The organism is Skermanella mucosa, assembly GCF_016765655.2.
GTDB lineage: Bacteria > Pseudomonadota > Alphaproteobacteria > Azospirillales > Azospirillaceae > Skermanella > Skermanella mucosa.
Map to the genome: position 1 here is coordinate 2,843,494 of NZ_CP086106.1, position 22,803 is coordinate 2,866,296.

Genomic DNA, 22,803 nt, shown 5'->3' on the forward strand with positions numbered 1-22,803 from the left:
CCTGCCTCTTCGAGGCAGGGTCCAGGCCCGAAAAAAGCCCGGCGCGATGCGCCGGGCTTTTCGTCGTGCCGTTCAAGCGGCTTTAGTTGGTGGTGACTTCGGCGTACTTGCCGTCGTTCCACTTGTAGAAGACATAGGCCGGGGTCGTGACGTCGCCCTTCTGGTCGAAGGCGATCTTGCCGATCACGGTGTCGAACTCGGTGCTGCGCAGCACCGCCGCCACCTTGTCCAGATCGGTCGAGCCGGCCTTTTCCGCGGCCTGCTTGAAGATCTGCATCGCCGCATAAGTGTACAGCGTGTAGCCTTCCGGCTCGTAGCCCTGGGCCCGGAACTTCTCGACCACCGCCTTGGCGGCCGGCTTGTTGCGCGGATCGGGGCCGAAGGTCATCAGGGTGCCCTGGCCGGCCGGGCCGGTGATCGTCCAGTATTCCTCGGTGACCAGCGCGTCGCCCGAGATGATCTGGACATTCATGCCCTGATCCTTCAGCTGGCGCGCGATCAGGCCGGCCTCGGTATGATAGCCGCCCACATACAACACGTCGATGGCGGACTGCTTCAGCTTGCTGACCAGGGCCGAATAGTCGCGTTCGCCGGCGGTATACGCCTCGTACAGCTTCTCCTTCAGGCCGGCCGCGTTCAGCGACTTCTGCGTCTCGTCGGCCAAGCCTTTGCCGTAGGCGCTCTTGTCATGGACGATCGCGACGTTCTTGCCCTTGTACATGGTCGCGATGTACTCGCCGGCGACCTTGCCCTGCTGGTCGTCGCGACCGCAGACTCGGAAGACGTTGTTGCCCTTGGCCTCGTCGGTCAGCTTCGGGTTGGTCGAAGCGGGGGAAATCTGAAGCATTCCCTCTTCCGTGTAGACCTGGCTGGCCGGGATCGAGGAGCTGGAGCAGAAGTGCCCCGCCACGAACACGGCGCCCGATCCTGCGAGCTGGTTGGCGACGGCCACCGCCTGCTTGGGATCACAGGCGTCGTCGCCCACTTCCAGCTTGATCTGCTCGCCCAGGATGCCGCCGGCGGCGTTCAGGTCGGCCACGGCCATCTGCGCGCCCTTGTTCATCTGCTCGCCGAACGCCGCGTACTGGCCGGTCATCGGCCCGGCGACGGCGATCGTCACGTCCGCATAGGCTGCCGAGGCGGCGGTCGTGGCGAGGGTGAAAGCGGCGGTCGCCGCAAGAAGCGCTTTTCTGAACTTCATAACCATAATGCTCCCTGTTCATGAGCTGGCCGTTACATGCCTTGCGGGAAGGCCGAACCGGTCGCCGCCCGCATCGCGGTGCGATCGACGGGCGGCACTCCCTGTTGTATTTTCATTATATCCGGCCTGTCGCGCAGTGCGACAGAATCCGTCATCCCCTGACTTACGATACGGCTGCGTGACCACCGGCGGAGCTCTTCTCGCGCCAGCCGAACAGGCCGCTGCGCTCGTAGAGCCAGGGATACTGCTTCACCATCTTGCTGGCCTGGGTCATCCGGTATGCCGCGATGCAGATCGCCGTCAGCACGGCGGTATGGATGACGTAGCCGGTCACGCTGAGCAGTTCTCCGCCGAACAACGCGTAGACCAGGAAGCGGTCTCCCACTCCCAGCAGCGCCGTGTAGAGGAAGGCGGTGCGCATCGGCCGCCACTTGGACGCCATGCCCTGCCCGGTCATGAAGGCCGCGCCGCCGAACAGGATCACCGTCAGGCCGATGAACACCGGGATCGAGGTGCCGAGAAGCTGTTCCATCATGGCCTCCTAATGCCCGCCTTCCAGATATGCGGTGCGAACCTCCTCGTTGGCGAGGAGTTCGCGGCCGGTGCCCTGGAGGGTGATGTTGCCGTTGACCATGACATAGCCGCGGTGGGCCAGCTTGAGCGCGTGGAAAGCGTTCTGCTCCACCAGGAAGACAGTCATCCGCTGCTCGCGGTTGATATCCTCGATCACCTTGAAGATCTGCTTCACGATCAGCGGCGCCAAGCCCAGCGACGGCTCGTCCAGCAGCAGCAGGCGCGGCTGGCTCATCAGCGCGCGGCCGATCGCCAGCATCTGCTGCTCGCCGCCCGACAGCGTGCCGCCCCGCTGGGACTGCCGCTCCTTCAGGCGGGGGAACAGGGTATAGACCCGCTCCAGCTCGCGGTCGAAGCTGCCGGGCTGGGCCGTGACCGACCCCATCTGCAGGTTCTCCAGCACGGTCATGCGGCCGAAGATCCGCCGCCCCTCGGGCGACTGGGCGATGCCGCGGCGCACGATCTCGAAGGTCGGGACCCGGGTGATGTCCTCGCCCTCGAAGATGATCCTGCCGAACTTGGCCTGCGGGTTGCCGCAGATGGTCATCAGCAGGGTCGACTTGCCGGCACCGTTGGCGCCGATCAGGGTCACGATCTCGCCGGCGGACACTTCCATGTCAACGCCCTTCAGGGCCTCGATCGAGCCGTAGAAGGTGTGGACGCCCTGTATCTTCAGCATGGGCTCGCTCATGGCCGCTCCTCCCGCTCCGCGACCTCGGGGAGGTCCTGCATCACCTCGGGCGGCAGCTCCTCGTCCTCCTCCTCGCCCAGGTAGGCGCGAATCACCGTGGGGTCGCCCTTGACGAACTCCGGCGTCCCGTCGGAGATCTTGCGGCCGTAGTCCAGCACCACGACATGGTCGGAGATCTTCATGACGACGCTCATGTCGTGCTCGATCAGAAGCACGCCGATCTTCTCCTCGTCGCGGATATGGATCAGCAACTCGCTGAGATCGCCCGATTCGCGCGGGTTCAGTCCCGCCGCCGGCTCGTCCAGGCACAGCAGGACCGGCTCGGTGCACATCGCGCGGGCGATTTCCAGCCGCCGCTGGGCGCCATAGGGCAGGTTGCCCGCCTCCCAGTCGGCGAACCGGGTCAGCTTGACCTTGTCCAGCCAGTAGCGCGCCAGCTCGACCGCCTGCTTCTCCGCCTTGCGGTAGCTGGGCAGGCCGAGCAGGCCGGCGACCGTGAAGGCCGACGCCTTCATCAGCTTGTTGTGTTGGGCCACCACCAGGTTCTCCAGCACGCTCATGCGGGCGAACAGCCGGATGTTCTGGAAGGTCCGGGCGACTCCGGCCTGCTGGGAGATCCGGAACGCCTCCAGCCGCTCCAGCAGGAAGACGCCGTCCGGGCGGTGCAAGGCCAGCCGCCCGACGGTCGGCGAATAGAAGCCGGTCAGGCAGTTGAACATGGTGGTCTTGCCGGCGCCGTTCGGGCCGATGATCGCGGTGATCTGCCGCTCCATCGCGGTGAACGACACGTCGTTGACGGCGACCAGCCCGCCGAAGCGCATGGTCAGGTGCTCGACCTCGAGCAACGGGGTTCCGGGTACTGGGGTATCGGGTACGGCTGTCATGCCCCCGCCTCCGAATCGGCTTGCTGCTGCCTGGCGCTGCGCTTTGGGTGCAGCAGGATGGTGGGATCGCGGTGGGCCAGCAGGCCCCTCGGCCGCCAGACCATGATCAGGACCATGCCCATGCCGAAGGTCAGCATGCGGTACTCGGCCAGTTCGCGGAACGCCTCGGGCAGGCCGATCACGATCACGGCCGCGACGACCACGCCGATCTGACTGCCCATGCCGCCCAGCACGACGATCGCCAGGATGATCGCCGATTCGATAAAGGTGAAGCTTTCGGGGCTGATGAAGCCCTGGCGAGTCGCGAAGAAGGAGCCGGCGAAGCCGCCGAACATCGCGGCGATGGTGAATGCGGCAAGCTTGATGTTGGTCCGGTTGATGCCCAGCGACGTGCAGGCGATGTCGTCCTCGCGCAGCGCCTCCCAGGCGCGACCCAGCGGCAGCTTCCGGATCCGCATGGTGAAGACGTTGACCAACAGCGCCAGCACCAGGATCAGGTAATAGAGGAAGATGATCCGGTGCATCGGGTCGAACTCGATCCCGAAGAGCTGGTGGAACGCCACCTCGCCTTCCGCCGGGCGCCGGTCGAAATCGGCGATCCCGAAGAAGCTGGGACGCGGAATCCCGGAAATGCCGTTCGGCCCGCCCGTGAAGACGGCCCAGTTCAGCAGGACCACGCGGATGATCTCGCCGAAGCCCAGGGTCACGATCGCGAAATAGTCGCCGCGCAGGCGCAGCACCGGGAAGCCGAGGACCAGCCCGGAAAAGGCCGCCAGGATGCCGGCCAGCGGCAGGCAGAGCCAGAAGCTGAAGCCGAAATACTCGGCCAGCAGCGCGTAGGAATAGGCCCCGACCGCGTAGAAGGCGACATAGCCGAGGTCCAGCAGGCCGGCGAGGCCGACCACGATGTTCAGGCCCCAGCCCAGCATGATGTAGGTCAGGATCAGGATGCCGATATCCACGACCGACCGGCTGGCGAACGGCAGGAACGGCAGGACGATGGCGAAGACGATGGCGATCGGGCCGATCCAGACGGCGGCGTCCTGGACCCTGGCGCCCAGCCGGTCCATGGCGCGGTCGCGCTCCTGCTGGCTCAGCGTGCTGCGGTCGCGCCGCACCGTGATCGCAGCCCGGATCGCCAGCACCGCGGCGCCCGTGATGGTGATGACCTTGAGGACCTCGCTCGGGAACGGGACGAACCACGACACGGCCGCGATGGCGAGGCTGACGCCCAGGACCGCGGCGGCATGGCCTTCGCGGGTCAGGATCAGGCCGATCCGGCCGATGAAGACCAGCACGACGCTGATCAGCACCTCGTCGAAGCGGGTGGTGACCGTCAGGCGGGAGCCGACGTCGACCGTCCGCAGCCCCACCAGCGGAAATGTCAGGGCCAGCGCCACCAGTGCCGTGAGGCCGGCCTCCTTCACCATGGCCGCCACGTCGAGGCGCCGCCGTTCGGGAGTGTGTGAAACGATTGCGGTCATCGGATCAGACCTTCTCGATTTCGGGTTTGCCGAGCAGACCCGTGGGGCGGAAGATCAGCACCAGGACCAGGATGGCGAAGGTCGCCACATCCTTGTACTCGATCGAGAAATAGGCCGACCAGAACGCCTCGATCAGGCCGATCAGCAGTCCGCCCAGCATGGCTCCGGGCAGCGAGCCGATGCCGCCCAGCACCGCGGCGGTGAACGCCTTCACCCCCGCCAGGAAGCCTATGAAGAAGTCGATCACGCCGTAGTAGAGCGTGACCATCACGCCCGCGACCGCGGCCAGTGCCGCGCCCATCACGAAAGTCAGCGAGATCGTCCGGTCGACGTTCACCCCCAGCAGGCCGGCCATGGTCTTGTCCTGCTCGCACGCGCGCTGGGCGCGCCCCAGGTCGGTGCGGGTGATCAGCAGGGTGAAGCCCACCATCAGCGCGGTGGTCAGCAGGATGATCAGGATCTGCAGGTAGCTGAGGCTGACCACGAACCCGTCCGCGCGCTCCATGATCACGAAGCCGCCCTGGATCACCGGCGGCATCGGCTTGACCCGGGCGCCCTGGACCAGCTGGACGTAATTCTGCAGGAAGATCGACATGCCGATCGCGGAGATCAACGGCGCCAGCCGGAACGACCCGCGCAGCGGCCGGTAGGCCAACCGCTCGATCGTCCAGCCGTAGATGCTGGTGAACACCATGGAGATGATCAGCACCAGCATCAGCATCACCGGTACCCAGGTGATCCCGGCGGCCCCCAGCACGATGAAGCTGATCACGGCGATGAAGGCACCGATCATATAGATCTCGCCATGGGCGAAATTGATCATGCCGATGATGCCGTACACCATCGTGTAGCCGATCGCGATCAGGCCGTAGATGGCCCCGAGCGTCAGCCCGTTGATCAATTGTTGAAGGAAATATTCCATGTCCTCGCTACCCAGACGTCGTTTGCGTCACAGAGTCGGCACACACCATCCCTTCCAGGCGCGGGTCGCGCCCGGCTGGCCAGAGGGGAGGGTCCGGGACCCAGGCCCTTGCGAACAGCTCGAATAGCCGGCGTGGCGAAGCCCTGCGGCGCCGACGGAATTGCAAACAGTCGGAAGTCTCCCGATTCGAACCTTCGGCACGACGGTTCAGCCCGCCGGCCTTATTCTTGACGCGACGTTATATTACCCTCCACGGCCGGGCAAGCGGGGAAAATCGGGCGTCCGGAGACGCGAACCGCCTTGAGCGAACCTTGTGCAACTGCAGCACAAGAAACCCGCAGCCTGCTCGAAATGAAACACCCGGCCGACACTTGGCCGGTAAACTTAAGATCCGGCCATTCTTTTGAAATCCGCAATGAATGGTGGAGCCGAAACGGTGCCGACGACAATTAGAACATATGGACACCGGCGACCGTCAGCCCGATCAACGCCAAGGTACCGGCGGTGACGCCGAAAAATATGCTTTTGCGCATGATGAAGAACACGGCGAGCGCGATGGCGGCGGACACCAGGCGGGAACCCAGGTCGGTTTCCTGCAGCGGCCCGACCGGCAGGATGATCATGCGGGCGATCAGCCCGGCGAGCAGCGCATAGGCGACGCACCCGACCCATTCGAAGACGGGTCCCCCCGGATTGATCCGGCCCGACAATGCCACGCCAAGCGCCCGCCAGACATAGGTCGCGGCAGCCCCCACCAACAGGACGACGAAGATCCAGCCGTCAGCCACGATGCCTCGCGATCAACCTGTCGGCCCCGAACGCGGCGGTCCCGGCGATCAGGCCGGTCAGCATGAGTCCCCAGTCATGGGAAACGGTGTGGAGCGTCGGCCCCATCACGGCTCCCAGGCCCAGGGCGATCACCCGAGCCCGGTGGCGCAGGTCCGTCGCGAATATCAGCATGAAATAGATCGGGTTGAGGAAGACCAGCCCCAGCGTAACCGACTGCGGCACCGCGTCCGCCAGGAGGAAGCCTACCGCCGTCCCGATCAGGCTGGCCAGCCACAGGACCGTCGCGAACCCGACGAAGTAGGACAGCCGGACCTCCCGCGGCATCTCCGGGCAGCGGCGCATCGAGAAGGCCCAGCCGGTGACCGCGACCAAGTGGGAGTATAGATAATAGCGCCAGCGCGGCACCGCCGGGTCATGGATCAGCGGCATCAGGGTTATCGTCATCGGCATCAGCCGGGCGTTGGTCAGGGCCACCGCCAGGGCGATCACCAGCAGCGAGGCGCCGACGCCGTAAAGTTCGACCAGCGCCACCTGCCCCGGAAGCGCCCAGGCGGACAGCGTGGAAAAGAGGCCGAGCCACAGGCCTATCCCGCTTTCCCGGACCAGCGATCCGAAGCCCACGTAACTGGCGCCCAGAACGATGGACGGCATGCCGACGGCTTCCCGCGCGGCGATGAGGAACATGGTGCGCCGGGCCTTGGATCCGGCCGGCGTTGCGGTGGCAGTCATCAGGGTCCTGAACGGCGGCCGGATTTCCGGAATGGTGTTCGGCCGCCGCCGGAAGCGAGAATTACTCCGCGGCCGTCCTCAGTCAACTTTGGCGGCGGTCACGACCGTCTTGTTCGGCTTGGCGGGCGCCGATTTGCCGGTGCTCGCTACCTTGGCCGGCTTGGACTTCGAAGCGGTCTTCGAAGCCTTGGAGCCCTGGACCTGCGGCTTGCTGGAGGCCTGCGCCACCTGCGGGACGTTCTCGTCGCCCAGCACTTCGGCGACTTTTACCCCGCACGGCGGTGCCGCCGCGATCTGACCCGCGTCCCCGGTCGACAGGTACTGCTTCAGGTCCCCATCGGTCATGGCCATCGCCTGGTCCACCCGGTCGCTGTGGGACTGGCAGAACACCGGCGGCGTCAGCAAGGCCGCGCGCTGGGCGATCTCGTTGGCCAGGACGGTCCGGAAATCGTCGAACCGGCGGGTCGGATTGGACTTGTCGGTCTGGCGGAAATGTCCGATCAGAACCTTCTCCCAGGTCATCAGCTGGGCGCGATGCTTGGTCGTGAAGCTCTGATACTTGGCGAACAGGTTGCGTTCCTGCTGGACCGAATTGCAGGTCAGGCCGATGACCATCAACTCCGTATGGAGCCGCATCGCCTGCTCGGCGTCATATTCCGCCGGAGAATAGCACGCGGACTTGGCCCAGGCGGAGGACGACGCCGCCAGTACGCAGGCGGCCGTGACGGCGGTGACGATGCGGCGCGCGCTGCGGCGCGCCGGCTTCTCGCGATGGGGGTCGGTGGCGCTGTTCATGAAGACGGCCCTGTCGAGATTCCGGATGGGTTGGATGGCGCGAAAGAATTACTTCTTTGAGCGCAGATTGCCTGAATATGCTGCGGGATACAACGTCTGCCTGCCGCTTTTTTTTGGCGGTGATGACTGGCGTTCCATCGGCTAAGCTCCGGCCTCATATTCGTCAACCGCTCAATCCGCTGGTTTTCCTCAATGATCCGCATCGGCATCGATCTTGGTGGCACCAAAATCGAGGGAATCGCCATAGATCGCAACGGTCGGGAACTCTCTCGCCGCAGAATCGGCACACCGCGTGGCAATTATGCAGCAACCCTCGACTCGCTGGCGGGGCTGGTATCCTGGCTGGAGGAGCAGGCGGGCGATCGCGGCACGGTCGGCATCGGCATACCCGGCGTCGTGCTGCCGCCCGGGGGTCTGGTCAGGAAGGCCAATTCCACCTGGCTGATCGGCCACGCCCTGGGTGACGACCTCAGCGGGCTTGTCGGTCGGCCGGTGCGCGTGCAGAACGACGCCAACTGCTTCGCGGTGTCGGAAGCGGCGGACGGCGCCGGTGCGGGTTTCGGGACGGTGTTCGGCGCGATCGTCGGTACCGGAACCGGCGCCGGCATAGTGACCGGAGGCAGGGTGCTGACCGGGCGCAACGGCATCGCCGGCGAATGGGGGCATACCTCCCTTCCCTGGCCCGGTCCGGACGAGTATCCCGGCCCGGCCTGCTACTGCGGGAGGCCCGGTTGCATCGAGACCTGGATCTCCGGCCCGGCGTTCGCCGCCGACCATGCCCGGATCACGGGAGAGCAGCTTTCAGGGCAGGAGATCGCGGCCAAGGCGGATGCGGGCGATCCTGGCGCCTCCGCGAGCCTGGAGCGCTACGCCGGCCGTCTGGCGCGCAGCCTGGCCATGGTGATCGACGTGCTCGACCCCGACGTGATCGTGCTGGGGGGCGGCATGTCCAACGTGGCCCGCCTCTATGCGATGCTGCCGCCGCTGCTGAGCCGCTGGTGCATTTCCGATACCGTGGACACGCCCGTGGTTCCCGCCCGCCACGGCGATTCGAGCGGCGTCCGGGGAGCCGCCTGGCTGTGGAGCGCCGCCGAAAATGCGGCCCCGTGAGGCTATCCCGCCTCCGGTTCGACGGTGGATACAAGGGCGTAAAGTCGGTGCCACTGCTCATCGACCAGTTCGTTCATGGATTACTCGGCGGCGGGAAAGTAACGGTGCGCAAAAACTTGTTTCAATGACCGGCGCTTTTCGCAAGACCCGGGGCGAGCATTTCGCCGAAGGCCGGCCACAACGATTTCGCCATAACCGGTTGCGCCACGCCCTCCGGGATGCGAACACTGCGCTGGCACGAACCCTTGCCAGAAAAATTCACCAGGGAAGAGAACCGATGTCCATCCAGCGTTTCAAAATCGGCCCGCGCATGAGCCAGGTAGTCGTCCACGGCGACACGGTCTACCTCGCCGGCCAGGTCGCCGAGGACACCACGGCCGACGCGAAGGGCCAGACCGAGCAGATCCTGCGCCAGATCGACGAACTCCTGGCCCTCGTCGGCACCGACAAGAGCAAGTTGCTGTCCGCGACCGTGTACCTCAGCGAAATGGCCCATTTCGGCGCGCTGAACGCCGCTTGGGAAGCTTGGGTGGATGCCTCCAACCCGCCGGTTCGAGCGACCGTCGAGGCGAAGCTGGCCGCTCCCAAGTATCAGGTCGAGATTGCGGTCATCGCGGCGAAGTGATCGGACCGGGATAGCCCCACATCCGCGCGGACGGGAATATGTCGAAGTGAACGGCCCTGGTGGCCGGACAGCCTGACAGACCGACATCGAGACTGCGGCCGCCCAGCACCGCGTCGAGAACATCCGGCGATGCGCCGTTCCTGACGTCGTGGGCGGCGGTCAGCAGATCGACAGCCAGTCGCCGCGCGTCATTCCACATCGACTCCAGCGTCGCCGCCACCCGTTCCCCCGTGACCGGGTGGCGGTATCCGTCGAAGGCGAACAGTTCCATCGGCATCCGGTCCGGATCGGCGGGATAGAACAGGGCCAGGAAGCTGCGCAGCCGTCCTCCCGCCATCCGGTTCGCCCTCGCCGTGACCTTCATGGCGGCAGGGGACGCGAACATCCGCGTGAGAAGCATCTGGATCCGGTAGAAGCGCCGCGCATAGCGCCCGACGTCGCCGTCGATCCGCCAAGCCGCCCGGAAACAATCCGCGAAGAAGCCGAGGCAGGCAAGGTTTGTCGTCCCGTTCCGCCGCACCGCCTCCATCAGGCCGGAATGGGCGAGGTCGTTTCCCTGCCGGCGGAGCATCAGCAGGTCCAGCCACGATTCCACCAGGCGGTGACGCATCTGCGAGTCCATCCGCCGCACCGGGTCGGCGTCATAATACTGCCCGGTAACCGCATAGACCCAGGGATGGAAGACGATATCCAGCGCCATATGGGTCAGGAAACCACAGACGAAGACGAACTTGGCGTCGTCCGAAGCGTTACTTGACTTTGCCGCCGTGCCGTCTCGCAACCGTTCCAGCATTTCGCGGATCGGCGTGCCGGTATCCTCACCCTCCTCCCCGTGGATGATGTCGCCCCAGGGGTGGAAGTCCCGGTCCAGCACCGGCAACGTGAACCCGTAGAAGAGCGTATCGGTGGCGATCGAACCGAAATGAAGCGTGGCACGGTCGCGACGCAGCAGGCTCGCCAAGCCGGTTCGGCCACCGGATTCCAGATCTGCCGCGACGGCGTCCGCGAACAGGATGTGTGTCAATTCCTTCGGCATCATGGCCTTCCATGGTCCGTCCCGACAGGAACCGGAAGCCGAGAAAGTTTGTTCAACCCGGGTCACCTTTCGAATTCGGATCAGGAGTTCCCATGGACTTGGACTGGAACAGCATTGAACTGAACTGGGGCAAGTACAAGGACCTGGTTCGGGAAAAATGGCGACGGATCCCGCAGGAGAAAATCGACGATCTACGGGGAAGCCGCGACCGTCTGGTCGAGGCGATCTCGGAAAGCTATGCCGTCACCCGTGAGGACGCGCTCCGCGACGTAAGTGACTGGGCCGCCGAACTTAGGGAGAAGGCCGGGAAGCACGCCGACCGTGCGGCCCGGGCGCGGGCGGAAGCGGCTGCCGCGATCCGCGGCCTGGCCGAACAGGCTTTCGGCCAAGCCGCGGCCCATGCCGCCACCGGACAGCGCGGACTTGCCGAAATGCGCGCCGTCGCAGAGCGCCGTGGGCAACGGGCCGTAAGCCGCACCCGGCGGCACGTCCGTTCCCACCCCGGCGCGGCGCTGCTGATCGCATTCGGCATCGGAATGATGCTGGGCGGAATCGTCCGGAGACGCCGCTGACGGGTCCCCGGTCAAGTCCGCCCAGCCCTTGCCTCAGCCCTCCAGGGGCAGCGGCACGAAGCGAAGTTCGCCGCCCCGGCTCAGCAGCAACAGCACGTTCTTGCGACCAGCCTGACGCGCTTGGTCGATCCTCGACGTGACGTCCTCAGGATTTTCGACCGGCTCCTGACCGACCTCGACGATCACGTCCCCCGGAGCGATCCCCTGCCCTGCGGCCGGGCTGTCCTGCGCGGCTTCGGTCACCACGACACCTTCGACCGTATCCGGAATGCTGAATGCGTCGCGTGTCGCCGGGTCCAGGGTCGAAAGCGTCATGCCGAGCGTTTCCGTGGTCGGCGGGCTGGTGCTTTCGCTGCCCGGAGGCGTCTGCTCCGTCCCCAGCGCGGCGGACTGCTGCGCCTCGTCGAGGTCTCCGACCGTGACCTTGATCGTGCGGTTCTCGCCGCCGCGCTGTACGACCACGTCGGCCTGCTGGCCGATCGGCGTGTCTGCGACCAGCCGGGGCAGCTGGCGCATGGCGTCCACGTCCTGGCCGTTGAAGCGCAGGATCACGTCACCCTGCCGGATGCCCGCCTGCTCGGCCGGACCGCCGCCGGTCACCGTCGTCACCAGGGCCCCGCGAGGCTCCGGCAGTTGAAGGCTCTCCGCGATTTCCGGGGTGACCGCCTGGATCTGCACGCCCAGCCAGCCGCGGCGCGGCTTGCCATGATCGCGGATCTGTTCCAGCACCGGCCGGGCCAGGGACGACGGCACGGCGAACCCGATGCCGATGCTGCCGCCGGTCGGTGAGAAGATGGCGGTGTTGATGCCGATCACCTCGCCGGCCATGTTGAAAAGCGGCCCGCCGGAGTTGCCGCGGTTGATCGATGCGTCGGTCTGCAGGAATTCGTCGTAGGGACCCTGGTTGATGTCCCGCGCCCGCGCCGACAGGATGCCCGTCGTCACGGTTCCGCCCAGGCCGAACGGATTGCCGATCGCCATCAGCCAGTCGCCGATTCGCAGGCGGCTGGAGTCGCCCCAGCGCGCGGAGGGCAGCGGCTTGTCGCTCTTGATCCGCAGCAGCGCCAGATCGGTCAGGGGATCATTGCCCACCAGTTCGGCGTCAAGCACGGTATCGTCATGGAGCGTGACCTGAATCTCGTCCGCGTCGGCGACCACGTGATTGTTCGTCACCACCAGCCCGTCGGGATCGATGATGAAGCCCGATCCCAGCGCCGTCACGGGCCTCGGCGTCGGCTGCTGCTCGCGGAACTGGCGGAAAAATTCCTCGAAGGGCGAGCCGGGCGGGAACTCCGGGATGTCGGGACCGCCCGGACCGCCCGGACCGCCGGGGCCCTGCCCCGGCGGCCGGCCGGGAAGGCCCGGGCCGCCGGGACCGCCCGGCCCTCGGGTCTGAGTGGTCGAAATGTTCACGACTGTCTTGATCTGTTCTTCCGCGAGATCCGCGAAACCGGGCGGCCCGCTCTGCGCCGAAGCCGGCATGGGCAGGCCAAACCCGGCTGCGCCGATGAACGCGGCAAGCGGCAAAGCCAGCAGTCGCCGACCGACTCCGGCGCGATGCGGGCGATGGTGAGACGGGATCATGAACGGTCCTCCGAAAGAAACTTGGCGTTAGAAGCCCGGCGACGGAAACTCGGCCTGCGAATTGCCCGGAACGACGGATCCATCGACCATCGCCGGAACCGGGCGCAGCATCGCGGTGCCATGCGGTCACTCAACACTGCAACACCGATGCTCGTTGCGTCATTGTATCGAAGGAAGCATAAACGCCACGGCATGGCCGTATCGGGTCCGGGCATTCTTGCGCAGTTCCCATGGTCCGGCTCCTTCCATGCTCCGGGAAATATAGGGAAACAAGAGCTTCGCGAGCAGTTAACCACATTTTATTACTTTAGGCTGCAGTGAAAAAGCTTTTTCAATAAATGAATAGGCTCTTCTTAGGATACAAGCAGAGACAATTTTCGTAGTCGGGAGAACGCCGACCCGATTCGTCCGGCGTTCGGCTGTCCATCGTCAGCCCTACGCGCTATGCCGGGCATCTGGCGCCTCGGTTCGGAACACCGTCCGCTGCGTCTCCGTTATCCCCGAAATGCCCGATTCTTGCTTGAAAATGCTGACGAACAGCCATCTTGACTTCGTTCAATCGCGGGTACTTCTCCAACGCCGCGACGCGGCGGCGCAAAAATTCGCGGCTCCGCCGACAAATCTCCTGTACGAGTGAAAACGGTGCTGGTAATTTGATCGCGAATACCCAATATTGTTCTCAACAGACCACATCAACACCGCTGTCATGCGTAAACGTAGCTGCCCTCTGAGAGGACGCCGCGCTGTTTGCGCAATTTTCTCCGAGCAAAGTCACCGAACCAATGACGCAATCTTCACTCTGGCAACCGAGCGATATCATGAGCGCTGAAGCCGGCAATGAGCCGGAGGCGCCCAAGCGGCGCGGCCGAATTCCACAATCGGCATGGCCGCACATCTTGGAGCGGCACCGGGCGGGCGCGACTTTGTCCGCGATTGCTCGGGAGTTTGACTGCACTCCAAGCGCCATCTCCTACATCGTCCGCAAGGCCGAAGCCTCCGGAATGGAACCCGCACCTCCCCGTGCCAGCGAGACGGCGAGCCCGGCGGAAGAGGAACAGGCTACTCCGGCGCGGGAACCCGACACGGCTGCCCAGCCCCAGCAGCAGCCCGCGCCAGACGAAGCGGAAGAACCCGCATCCGCCCCGACGCCCAGCGTAGCGGAGAAGCAGCCCGTGGCCGAACCGCCGGCGGAGCCGCGCCCGGCGCCTCGCCGCAGCGCCACTCCGGAAGGTCGGACGCAGCTGCGCGCGTCCGATATCGGACGCAATGCCGCGCAATCCGCTGGCCGGACGGCGGAATCCGCACCGGCTGCTGCTCCGGTCGAAGCCCGGCCCGCTCCCGTCGCGGCGATTCCGCAGCCCCAGCCGGTCACCGGCGGTGAAACCGCTCGTGTCGCTTCGCCATCTGGCCGACCGGAACCGGCCCCTCCCGTCGATGCAGTCGAAGGGCGGCTCCGCGACACGGCGCGGTCATGCCTGGTGGCTTATCGCGGGTGGAAACAGGCGCCCAGCGAAGGCAGCATTCAGACCCTTCACGATGCGGTCCATGAATTGCGCAAGGCATTGGCACGTATCGAGATCGACATGTCGGCGAGCCGTCGCGACGAGCAGGTGAACCGTCCGATTCCGATCCCTGCCCATCGGGCAGCTCGCCGCCCGCGCTGACATTTATAAAAGGAGGGGGTTACTTTCCCTTCCATGTCGAGCAGAAGATCTCGGCGGGTTGCCACGCAAGGTGAACATTGTTTCTATCGGCCGTTGTCAGGAGACTACCTGACAACGGCCTTTTTGTTGCTCGCCCATCGCAATCGCCGGCGACCAGATCCTTCATTTACCACGATCCACGATGAATACGTCGCCAGTCCGTCCAGCCCGCCCCGCAACCTCAATACCCGAACACATGCCCGACGACCGTCCAGCCGTACAACGAGGTGACCAGACCGGCGAAGCCCAGGAACTCGGCAAAAAACTTGTGAACCGACATCGTATCCTCCCTTGCAGGTGACCCAGCGGATGCTGGCTGAGCGATAAGCGGATGATATGAGAACACTTCCGGAACATCAAGCGGGATGTTCGCCCTATGTTCCAATCGAGCCCATGTCGACCTTCTTTCCGGGAGGAACTTCCCCGATCGTGCGGCGAAAACGGTGGAACTTTCAGCGACCTGAGGACGTTCTCAGGTGCATCGACAAACCAATGTTGGAGAATAAAGTGGGGCGGAACATCTTCTACATCATCGGCGTGATTGTCGTCGTGATCGCGGTTCTTTCGCTGGTCGGCCTCGCCTGAACGAGCGTCCGCGCGACCCACGCGGCAGAGCGTATGATCCGCCCGGGTCATGGAAAGTACGGTCCATGATCCGGGCAGATCGCCTGACAGACATCTTCATCCAACGGACCCGCCATCCTCGGGAACGGCTGGGTATTTTCTTGCGTGCATGTCCGTAAGATTCGGAAATTTCAAGTAATCAGAGCTGGACTATTGGTTCAGCCAAGATACTCACCACAGCGATCATTCGGTCGTTTGCTTTCCTTCTGATTGCTCGGCGACCAACCGCCAGAATTCTTGTGCCGCCCTCGTAAGGTAACGTTCCCGATGCCGCATCGCGAAGAAGCGACGCTTCGGCAGGGCTAGATCTACGCTGACCAGAGTCCCCGCCCTCAGGGAGCTTTCCGCAACCAGTCTTGAGATCACGGTGGCGCCGGCTCCTGCCTCCACCGCCGCGCGCACCGCTTCGTTGGACGGAAGCTCAAGGCGGATTTCCAGCGTCCGCGGGTCGACTCCCATGACCGGCAGGAATGCTTCGAAGATCGACCTGGTTCCCGATCCGCGCTCCCGGAAGACCCATGACTCCCTCGGGAAATCGCGCGCGGGGTCCGGCGGCCGGTCGGCCCAGGAATGACCGGGCGCCACGACGAGCACCAGTTCGTCCTCCGCGACGGGAAGGATCGTCAAGGCGTCGTCGTCGATCTCTCCCTCGGAAAAGCCGAGGTCCGCCGTTCCCCCATGGACCAGACCCGACACGAGTTCGGTATTCCCGATCGCCAATGTCAGGGTGATGCCGGGGTAGCGGCGACGATAGTGATGGATGATACGCGGCAGCCAATAATTCGCGACGGTCTGGCTCGCGGCAAGCTTGAGCGAACCCCGTTTCAACCCCGCAAGGTCTCCGAGAACCGTCTCGGCGGCCGCGGCACGGGCCAGCACCGCCTTCGCTTCGGCAAGGAAGATCCGCCCCGTCTCCGTCAGGACGATCCGCCGCCCGACCCGATCGAAGAGCTTGATCGCGTAGCGCTCCTCCAGCGTCGCGATGGCGGCACTGGTCGCCGATTGCGTCAGGTTGAGATCGCGTGCGCCCTGGGTGACGTGTTCCCGTTCGGCGACCGCGACGAAGATGCGAAGTTGCTCCAGCGTCATGCCGGCTTCCTTACAGGAAAGCCTTGATCAGGCCCAGGCTGAAGCCGGCGATGAAAAGGGACGCGATGCCCCCGAGCGCCAACGGCCGGAGGCCCCTGGCACGTAGCTTGGCGAGATCGGTTTCAAGCCCCATGCCGGCCAGCGCCAGCGACAGCAGGAAGGTGGTCGCCGCGGTGGTGACCGCCTTCGCCTCCATCGGGATCGCGACGACGCTGTTGATGCACACCATCCCGATGAATCCCAGAACGAACCACGGCACGGGCGTGCGACCCTGGCCGCCGGTGTCGCCGCCACGATGAACTCTCCTCGAGGCCAGCAGGCTCAGCGCGACCACGACCGGGGCCAGCATCATCACGCGGGACAGTTTCGCGACGCTGCCGATCTCCCCGGCCTCGCTTCCGCCCTGGAATGCGGCCGCGACCACCTGCGCCACCTCGTGGATCGATGCTCCGGCCCAGATGCCGTAGGCATTAGGGTCGAGGCCGATCGGTCCAGCCAGCAACGGATATATGATCATCGCGACCGAGCCGAACACGGTCACGCAGGCGACCGCATAGGCGACATCCTCGTCCCGCGCGCGCGTCACCGTATTCGCGGCGACCACCGCAGAAGCACCGCAGATCGAAGTGCCTGCCGCGATCAGTTCGGTCAACCCGCGCTCCAGGCCCATGAGTCGCCCCAGCCCTACCGTGAACCCGAAGGTGCAGACGACCGTCACCACGATCACGGCGATCCCGGCCAGCCCCACCTCGGCTACCTGCCCCGCCGTCAGCTGAAGACCCAGCAGGACGATGGCCAACCGGAGCAGGCTTCGCATCGACAGGACGACGCCCGGCCGCGCGCGGGCCGGCATCCCCGCGACGGCGCGGAACAGGATTCCGATCAGGATGGCCAGTATCAGGGGGCTGAATCCGGTCAGGCCGGGAATCCGTCCCAGGGCGAAGGCGGCAAGCGCGACTGCCGTCGCCAGCAACAGCCCCGGCCATACGCCGGGATCCCGCCTGCGTCCGCGCCGGGTGCGGGACCCAACGGCGGACGTGGAAGTAGCCGGTGTCGTTGCGATCATGGGGCGAATCCTCTTGGTCCGGCCCCATGATCGTCGGTGAAGATCGATCGATCCAACTCATTATATGAGTTGTTTCGTTCGTTCAGAACGAACGATCGATGGTTCTCAGGTCGGAAACGGCGTTCCCGGCCATTCGATCCTCCGAAAACATGTCCCGCAGCAGCGCCAGCTGCCCGGCGAAGATTTCTCCCTCAAGTCCGCCTTGTCATGGATCGGACCTTTGCCAGGAAGACGTCCATGGCGACCGGCTTGCTGATCAACCCTGTGTCCGGCCCCTGGAAGGCGTCGCCATCGGTTGCCTGGCGCGCATAGCCCGTGAGAAACAGCACTTTCAGTGCCGGCCTCAGTACCCTCGCCATCTCGGCGAGCTGCCGTCCGTTGATGCCCGGCAGCCCGACATCGGTGACCAGCAGGTCGATCGGGGTGGGGCTTTCCAGGATTCTCAGTGCGGCCTGCCCCTCGGCAGCATCAAGGACCGTGTATCCCTGCTCCTCCAGCGTCTCGACCAGGACCATCGAGACGATCATCTCGTCCTCCACCACGAGGACGGTTCCCTGGGCCTCCAGGCTCGATGCGGGTTCCGCAACGGGCTCGACCGTCGTCTCCGGCACGCCCCGGTGGCGCGGCAGGTAGAGCTTCACGCTCGTTCCCCGCCCCTCGGTGCTGTCGATCTGGGTATGCCCTCCCGACTGCCTGGCGAAGCCGTAGAGCTGGCTGAGGCCGAGGCCGGTGCCCTGGCCGACCGGCTTCGTGGTGAAGAATGGCTCAAAGGCGCGCGCCAGGACTTCCGGCGCCATGCCCTTGCCGGTGTCCGTGACCGCCAGCATGACATAGTCCCCGGCCTGAACTCCGGTTCCGTCCGGTGAGGGCTCCCCGTCCAGAAAGATGTTTGCCGTTCGAATCGTCAGCAGTCCCCCGTCCGGCATGGCATCGCGCGCATTGATCGCCAGGTTGAGAAGAACGTTCTCGATCTGGTTTACGTCGGCCCAGGTAAACCAGATCTGCTCCTCGAAGGCGGTTTTGACCCGTACGGATTCACCGACCGATCGGCGGACCAGATCCTTCATTCCGGCCACCAGCGCATTCAGGTCCACGATTTCGGGGTCGAGCGGCTGCCGCCGCGAGAACGCCAGCAGGCGCTGGGTCAGCGTCGCCGCCCGGTCGACCGACAGGCGGGCGGCCCGGCTGAAATGCCCGATGTCCGTCCGCCCGGCCTCAAGCCGCCGCTCCACCGCCTCCAGGCTGCCGCCGATCCCTTGCAGGAGGTTGTTGAAATCGTGGGCTACCCCTCCGGTGAGCTGACCCAGCGCTTCCATCTTCTGTGCCTGGCGAAGCTGTTCCTCGGCGACCCGCAATGCTTCCGTCGCGGCCTTCTCGGCGGTCACGTCCCGGCCGACGCCGTGCAGATGCTCGCCGTTCGGATCGGCCGACAGGACCCAGGCGATCCATTTCCAGGATCCGTCCGCCGCCCTGATCCGGTTCTCGAACCGCACGGGCTGGCCGCCGGACCGCAAGGTCTCCAGATGCGCCGACACGCCGGCGATGTCGTCGGGGTGGATGATGTCCGGATAAGGCCGGGCGAGAAGCGCGGCCTCGTCGTGGCCAAGCAGCCGCGACCACGACGGGCTGACCCGAAGCAGCCGAGCGTGATAGTCCGCCACGACGAGCAGGTCCTCGCTCAGTTCCCACAGCCTGTCGCGCTCCCGCGTCCGCTCGACGACGCGCTCCTCCAGCGTTTCGTTCAGCCGCCGCAATCGCTCCTCGGACTGGGCCTGCTCGATGGCGGCGGAGGCGAGATGGGCAAGCTGGAGCAGCATCGCCTCGTCCTCCGAACTGAACTCTTCGCCATCGGGCTTGTCGGACACCCGGACCATGCCGAGTTCACGGCCGCGGCTGGATACCAGCGGTACTGCCAGCGTCGACCTGCCCAGCCGGACCGGCCGCCTGATCTCCCGCACCGGCGCGGCGAAAGCCTCATCCCGGCCCTGGTCTCCCGCCAGGTCTACCCTGGCGTGACCGGCGCCGATGATCTCCCGGGCGGCCGTGACGATCTCCGCCAGGGTCGCGTCGAGCGTGAGGGCCGCGGTGACGGCCAGCGACGCGTCGGCAAGTGCCTGGAGCTGCTCGGCCCGCCGGTGCTGGTCTTCGACGTCCATGACTACGGTGACGGCCGCGGCGACGGTGCCGTCGGCGCTGCGGACCGGCGCACTGCTCACCTGCAGGCGCCATCGCTTGTGCCCGGAACGTCCGCCCCGCAGATAGATCATCGGTTCGCGGTCGATGAACTCGCCCCGGGTCAGGGCTCGGACGGTCGGATAATCCTCGACCGCATAGTGCCTGCCATCGGGATGCACGGCACCGTAGGTCGCATAGCGTTCCAGGCCGCCGCCGAACACGTCGTGACCAAGCAGTTCCTTCGCCTTGTCGTTCAAGGTGACGTCCTGCCCGGCCGGGTCGCTCGCGATGGAGATTCCGACCGGGGCCCGCCGGATCAGGGTATCCAGGAACTCCCGTTCGAAACGCAGCCGATCCTCGCTCACCCGCAAGGCCTCCTGGGTCCGGCGGCGTTCCGTGACGTCTCGGAAATAGACCGACAGGCCGCCTGTGGCGGTCGGATGGATGTCCACGTCGACCCAGTGGCCGAGGATCGGCGAAACCGTTTCGCAATGGACGTGCCGCCGCAGCCGCATGGCCTCCTGATGAGCCTCGTAGGCCTCGCTGCCGACCGCTTGGGGGAACTCCTCCCAGTACACCTTCCCGATCAGGTCCTCGCGCCGGCGTCCCCACCACTCCTCGGCCTTGCGGTTCACATAGGTGAACCGCCAGTCGCCGTCGACCGCATAGAAGGCGTCGCTGATGCTCTCCAGGATCTCCAGCGTGCGGTCGTGCGACCTGTTCAGCCCGTCCTCCGCTTTCTGCCGTTCGATCGCCACGCCCAGCAGGTTGGCGAACCCCTGCATGAATGCGAGGTCATCCTCCTCGAAATGGCCGGGGTCCGGGCTGTCGACCTCCAGCACGCCGAACGGACACTCGGGGACGCCGTCGCGGATGACGACGTTGATAGCGCGCCGGACGCCATGCTCGGCCAGCAGCCGCGGCGTCCGGAAACGGGTCTCTCCCGCCAGGTGGTTCGAGATCACCGGCCGCCCCGTCTTCAAGGCGAAACCCGCGGGGGACTCCAGGTCGGCGCCGACGATGGCATGGCCGACCAGCCCCGCGGCCCAGCCAACGCCGGCCCGGACCAGCAACCGGTCCTCCGACCGTTGCCATTCCAGGACCTTGCACAAACGGGTCGCCATCCCCTCGGCGCACATCTCTGTGGCGCGCTGAAGCAGGCCGTCCAATTCACGGCAGCGCAACGCGTGGAGACCGAAATCGGCAAGAAGGCGTTGCTGGCGCAGTCGATATGCGAGTGCGTCCTCGCTAGGGGCGGGTTGGGTCACGGGCGCTCGTTCAGGAGGCGACCAATCCGCTCGCGCGGACCTGATCGGACAGGTCGGACATGGCCTGGGAAACCCTGGCGAAGTCGTCGCTGCCGTGGAGAAAGGCCGGGTTCAACCGACCGGATACCTTGCCGTCGTTGCAGACGAGAATCTTGTAGACATAGGCATGCTTATCTCCCCGATGCTCTATGCCGAAGGCGACGCGATAGCACGCGCTCGAACCATTGACGCTGCCGCTTGAGGCGACATCGATGTGCCGGATCGGGAAAAAGGTCTTCATTACGATGGTTTCTATGGTTCCATCGGTCAATACAGCGACCTTCGGCCGAACCGCCACTGTGCTTTCGGGGTAGTATTCATCCTTCTTTCCCATCGGGTTGCCCCCGGACTGAGAAATGGATCACAGATCATCGCAACCGAAAGGACGAAAATGCGTTCCGGTCTTTTGAAGGCTGTGACCAAGTTGGGCAAAGCAGGTGGGGAGATGGCGCGGTACGATCTGGACAGCATCCTCAACCAGGACATCCCGGATGACCTGCTGATGGATATCGCATACCATTGGCAAGCCAATGACAATCGCGTGTTGGAAGCACTCCCTACCGCGCCCGATCCGGACCAGCCCGTGCTGGAATGGCTGGATTGTCCGGTACCGGTCGAGGACCGCAAGACCATGGCCCTTACGATCTGTTGAACTCCGCATCGGCAATCCGACACGGGGGTCTCCGGCAATGCGACGAATCAGTCTGGTTTTCCTGGTATCACTGCTCGCCGTCCCGATATCCGGCTGCGTGCAGTCCGACGAGGACTATTTCGACTCGGCGGCCGAGTCCGGCATGACGCAGGAAAAACGCGACCGCCAGTCACGCCGGTCCGCCTACGGCACCTACGACTTCCAACGGGAGCAGGAGGAGGCTTGGCGGGATCGCTATTGAGCGTCCGCTGGTGACGCTTCGCCGGCGCTTTTGCAATTCGACTCGCGCCGCGCCATGAGTCTCAGAGCGCCTTGTGGTCGCGGACCGCCGCTTCCAGCGCGGGCTTCAGGCCGAGAAACCGCCGGTCGAGCGCGGCGGGATCGGTGCGGTTGGTCTCCAGCATCCGGGCCCGGGTTTCGCCGCCCCGCACGACTTCCATCGCATCGGAAACCATCCCCTCGACGATCGCTTCGGCCACGTCTTGCGCCGGTTCCTTGGTGAATCCGAGATCTGGGCCGGCCTGGCTCGACTGCATCATCGGCGTGTCGGTCGCACCGGGATAGGCGGTCAGGACATGGATGCCCTCTCCCGCAAGCTCACGGCGCAGGGCCTCCCCGAACCGGCCGATTCCGGCCTTGGCACCGGCGTAGGCGGCGTAGAACGGCACTCCCATCAAGGCTATTCCGGACGCGACGTTCACGATCATCGCCTCGCCCGAGTCCCGTAGCAGGGGAAGCGCCGCGCGCGTCAGCAGGATCGGGGCGAGCAGGTCCACCTCGATCATGGCGCGGATCTCCGCCTCGTCCATGGCCTCCAGCCGGCCGGCGCGCACCACGCCGGCATTGTTGACCAGGATGTCCAGCCCGCCGAAAGCCTTGGCGGCATCGAGGAACGCCGCGCGGACCACCGGATCGGCCACGTCGCCGGACACTGTCGCCACTTCGGCGCCCTGCTCCCGCAGACCATGGGCCGCCTCCATCAGCATCGTTTCCCGGCGCCCGGCCAGCAGGAGGCGGGCTCCGCGGCCGGCTAGCGACCGGGCCAGCGCCAGGCCGATGCCACTCGATCCGCCGGTGATCAGGACGCGCTTTCCAGACAGATCCATGACGAGGTTCCTTTTCCGAAGTCGATCAGATGGTCACCCTGCGGCCATTCGCCCATGCTATGAAGACGGACTGCCGGAACAAGCTT

At 65.3% G+C, this 22,803-nt stretch carries 23 protein-coding genes; 7 read left to right on the forward strand and 16 right to left on the reverse strand.

Annotation, left to right across the window (positions count from 1 at the left end; translation table 11 throughout):
* Window positions 1-82: 82 nt before the first annotated feature.
* The 9 genes from JL100_RS12960 to JL100_RS13000 form a co-directional block, all read right to left on the reverse strand.
* Window positions 83-1,201, reverse strand: a complete 1,119-nt coding sequence (locus JL100_RS12960; RefSeq protein WP_202679462.1) for a branched-chain amino acid ABC transporter substrate-binding protein — start codon at window positions 1,199-1,201, stop codon at window positions 83-85.
* Window positions 1,202-1,364: 163 nt separating this feature from the next.
* Window positions 1,365-1,733 carry a DUF6867 family protein gene (locus tag JL100_RS12965; protein WP_202679867.1) on the reverse strand — a complete coding sequence of 123 codons (369 nt, stop codon included), beginning with the start codon at window positions 1,731-1,733 and terminating at the stop codon, window positions 1,365-1,367.
* A 9-nt stretch (window positions 1,734-1,742) separates the two neighbouring features.
* Entirely contained in the window at window positions 1,743-2,453 is a 711-nt protein-coding gene (locus JL100_RS12970; protein WP_201081265.1) for an ABC transporter ATP-binding protein, read from the reverse strand.
* An 8-nt stretch (window positions 2,454-2,461) separates the two neighbouring features.
* Window positions 2,462-3,349: an ABC transporter ATP-binding protein gene (locus tag JL100_RS12975; RefSeq protein ID WP_202679461.1), complete on the reverse strand. Its 888-nt coding sequence runs from the start codon at window positions 3,347-3,349 to the stop codon at window positions 2,462-2,464.
* Window positions 3,346-4,833 (reverse strand): high-affinity branched-chain amino acid ABC transporter permease LivM, encoded by a 1,488-nt coding sequence (gene livM, locus JL100_RS12980; protein WP_202679460.1) that lies wholly within the window; start codon window positions 4,831-4,833, stop codon window positions 3,346-3,348. Before livM ends, JL100_RS12975 begins: the two co-directional genes overlap by 4 nt.
* A gap of 4 nt (window positions 4,834-4,837) precedes the next feature.
* On the reverse strand, window positions 4,838-5,755 hold the full coding sequence (locus JL100_RS12985; protein ID WP_158045399.1) for an ABC transporter permease subunit: 918 nt from the start codon (window positions 5,753-5,755) through the stop codon (window positions 4,838-4,840).
* Window positions 5,756-6,204: 449 nt separating this feature from the next.
* On the reverse strand, window positions 6,205-6,543 hold the full coding sequence (locus tag JL100_RS12990; protein ID WP_228421231.1) for an AzlD domain-containing protein: 339 nt from the start codon (window positions 6,541-6,543) through the stop codon (window positions 6,205-6,207).
* Complete coding sequence (locus JL100_RS12995) at window positions 6,536-7,273, reverse strand: AzlC family ABC transporter permease (RefSeq protein ID WP_228421232.1); 738 nt, start codon at window positions 7,271-7,273, stop codon at window positions 6,536-6,538. The genes JL100_RS12990 and JL100_RS12995 overlap by 8 nt, the downstream gene beginning before the upstream one ends.
* A 78-nt stretch (window positions 7,274-7,351) precedes the next feature.
* Window positions 7,352-8,068: a hypothetical protein gene (locus JL100_RS13000; protein WP_202679459.1), complete on the reverse strand. Its 717-nt coding sequence runs from the start codon at window positions 8,066-8,068 to the stop codon at window positions 7,352-7,354.
* Between JL100_RS13000 and JL100_RS13005 the strand changes: the two genes are divergently transcribed.
* The 3 genes from JL100_RS13005 to JL100_RS13015 all read left to right on the forward strand — a co-directional run bounded on the left by JL100_RS13005 (window position 8,067) and on the right by JL100_RS13015 (window position 9,803).
* Window positions 8,067-8,213 carry a hypothetical protein gene (locus JL100_RS13005; protein WP_202679458.1) on the forward strand — a complete coding sequence of 49 codons (147 nt, stop codon included), beginning with the start codon at window positions 8,067-8,069 and terminating at the stop codon, window positions 8,211-8,213. The two genes, JL100_RS13000 and JL100_RS13005, sit on opposite strands and share 2 nt — an antisense overlap.
* Window positions 8,214-8,260: 47 nt before the next feature.
* Complete coding sequence (locus JL100_RS13010) at window positions 8,261-9,178, forward strand: ROK family protein (RefSeq protein WP_202679457.1); 918 nt, start codon at window positions 8,261-8,263, stop codon at window positions 9,176-9,178.
* A 277-nt stretch (window positions 9,179-9,455) separates the two neighbouring features.
* Window positions 9,456-9,803 carry a RidA family protein gene (locus JL100_RS13015; RefSeq protein WP_202679864.1) on the forward strand — a complete coding sequence of 116 codons (348 nt, stop codon included), beginning with the start codon at window positions 9,456-9,458 and terminating at the stop codon, window positions 9,801-9,803.
* On the opposite strand, the gene JL100_RS13020 is transcribed toward JL100_RS13015, so the two are convergent.
* Window positions 9,787-10,839 (reverse strand): zinc dependent phospholipase C family protein, encoded by a 1,053-nt coding sequence (locus tag JL100_RS13020; RefSeq protein ID WP_202679456.1) that lies wholly within the window; start codon window positions 10,837-10,839, stop codon window positions 9,787-9,789. The genes JL100_RS13015 and JL100_RS13020 overlap by 17 nt on opposite strands.
* Before the next feature lie 92 nt (window positions 10,840-10,931).
* On the opposite strand from JL100_RS13020, the gene JL100_RS13025 reads away from it, so the two are divergent.
* A complete protein-coding gene (locus tag JL100_RS13025) occupies window positions 10,932-11,411 on the forward strand; it encodes a CsbD family protein (RefSeq protein ID WP_202679455.1) in 480 nt (159 codons plus the stop codon).
* A 33-nt stretch (window positions 11,412-11,444) separates the two neighbouring features.
* On the opposite strand, the gene JL100_RS13030 is transcribed toward JL100_RS13025, so the two are convergent.
* Window positions 11,445-12,995, reverse strand: coding sequence for a DegQ family serine endoprotease (locus JL100_RS13030; RefSeq protein ID WP_202679454.1), 1,551 nt, complete (start codon window positions 12,993-12,995; stop codon window positions 11,445-11,447).
* An 818-nt stretch (window positions 12,996-13,813) separates the two neighbouring features.
* Between JL100_RS13030 and JL100_RS13035 the strand changes: the two genes are divergently transcribed.
* On the forward strand, window positions 13,814-14,659 hold the full coding sequence (locus JL100_RS13035) for a hypothetical protein (RefSeq protein ID WP_202679453.1): 846 nt from the start codon (window positions 13,814-13,816) through the stop codon (window positions 14,657-14,659).
* An 846-nt stretch (window positions 14,660-15,505) separates the two neighbouring features.
* Here the strand turns inward: JL100_RS13035 and JL100_RS13040 are convergent.
* The 4 genes from JL100_RS13040 to JL100_RS13055 all read right to left on the reverse strand — a co-directional run bounded on the left by JL100_RS13040 (window position 15,506) and on the right by JL100_RS13055 (window position 21,293).
* A complete protein-coding gene (locus tag JL100_RS13040; protein WP_202679452.1) occupies window positions 15,506-16,411 on the reverse strand; it encodes a LysR family transcriptional regulator in 906 nt (301 codons plus the stop codon).
* Window positions 16,412-16,421: 10 nt separating this feature from the next.
* Window positions 16,422-17,384, reverse strand: coding sequence for a YeiH family protein (locus JL100_RS13045; RefSeq protein WP_228421233.1), 963 nt, complete (start codon window positions 17,382-17,384; stop codon window positions 16,422-16,424).
* 284 nt (window positions 17,385-17,668) lie between these two features.
* Window positions 17,669-20,776 (reverse strand): PAS domain S-box protein, encoded by a 3,108-nt coding sequence (locus JL100_RS13050; protein WP_407696990.1) that lies wholly within the window; start codon window positions 20,774-20,776, stop codon window positions 17,669-17,671.
* Between the two features lie 154 nt (window positions 20,777-20,930).
* Window positions 20,931-21,293 carry a hypothetical protein gene (locus JL100_RS13055; RefSeq protein ID WP_202679449.1) on the reverse strand — a complete coding sequence of 121 codons (363 nt, stop codon included), beginning with the start codon at window positions 21,291-21,293 and terminating at the stop codon, window positions 20,931-20,933.
* Window positions 21,294-21,350: 57 nt separating this feature from the next.
* Between JL100_RS13055 and JL100_RS13060 the strand changes: the two genes are divergently transcribed.
* Together JL100_RS13060 and JL100_RS13065 are read left to right on the forward strand one after the other, a co-directional pair.
* On the forward strand, window positions 21,351-21,611 hold the full coding sequence (locus JL100_RS13060; protein ID WP_202679448.1) for a hypothetical protein: 261 nt from the start codon (window positions 21,351-21,353) through the stop codon (window positions 21,609-21,611).
* Between the two features lie 37 nt (window positions 21,612-21,648).
* Entirely contained in the window at window positions 21,649-21,852 is a 204-nt protein-coding gene (locus tag JL100_RS13065) for a hypothetical protein (protein ID WP_202679447.1), read from the forward strand.
* 61 nt (window positions 21,853-21,913) lie between these two features.
* On the opposite strand, the gene JL100_RS13070 is transcribed toward JL100_RS13065, so the two are convergent.
* Window positions 21,914-22,717, reverse strand: coding sequence for an SDR family NAD(P)-dependent oxidoreductase (locus JL100_RS13070; protein ID WP_202679446.1), 804 nt, complete (start codon window positions 22,715-22,717; stop codon window positions 21,914-21,916).
* Between the last annotated feature and the right edge of the window lie 86 nt (window positions 22,718-22,803).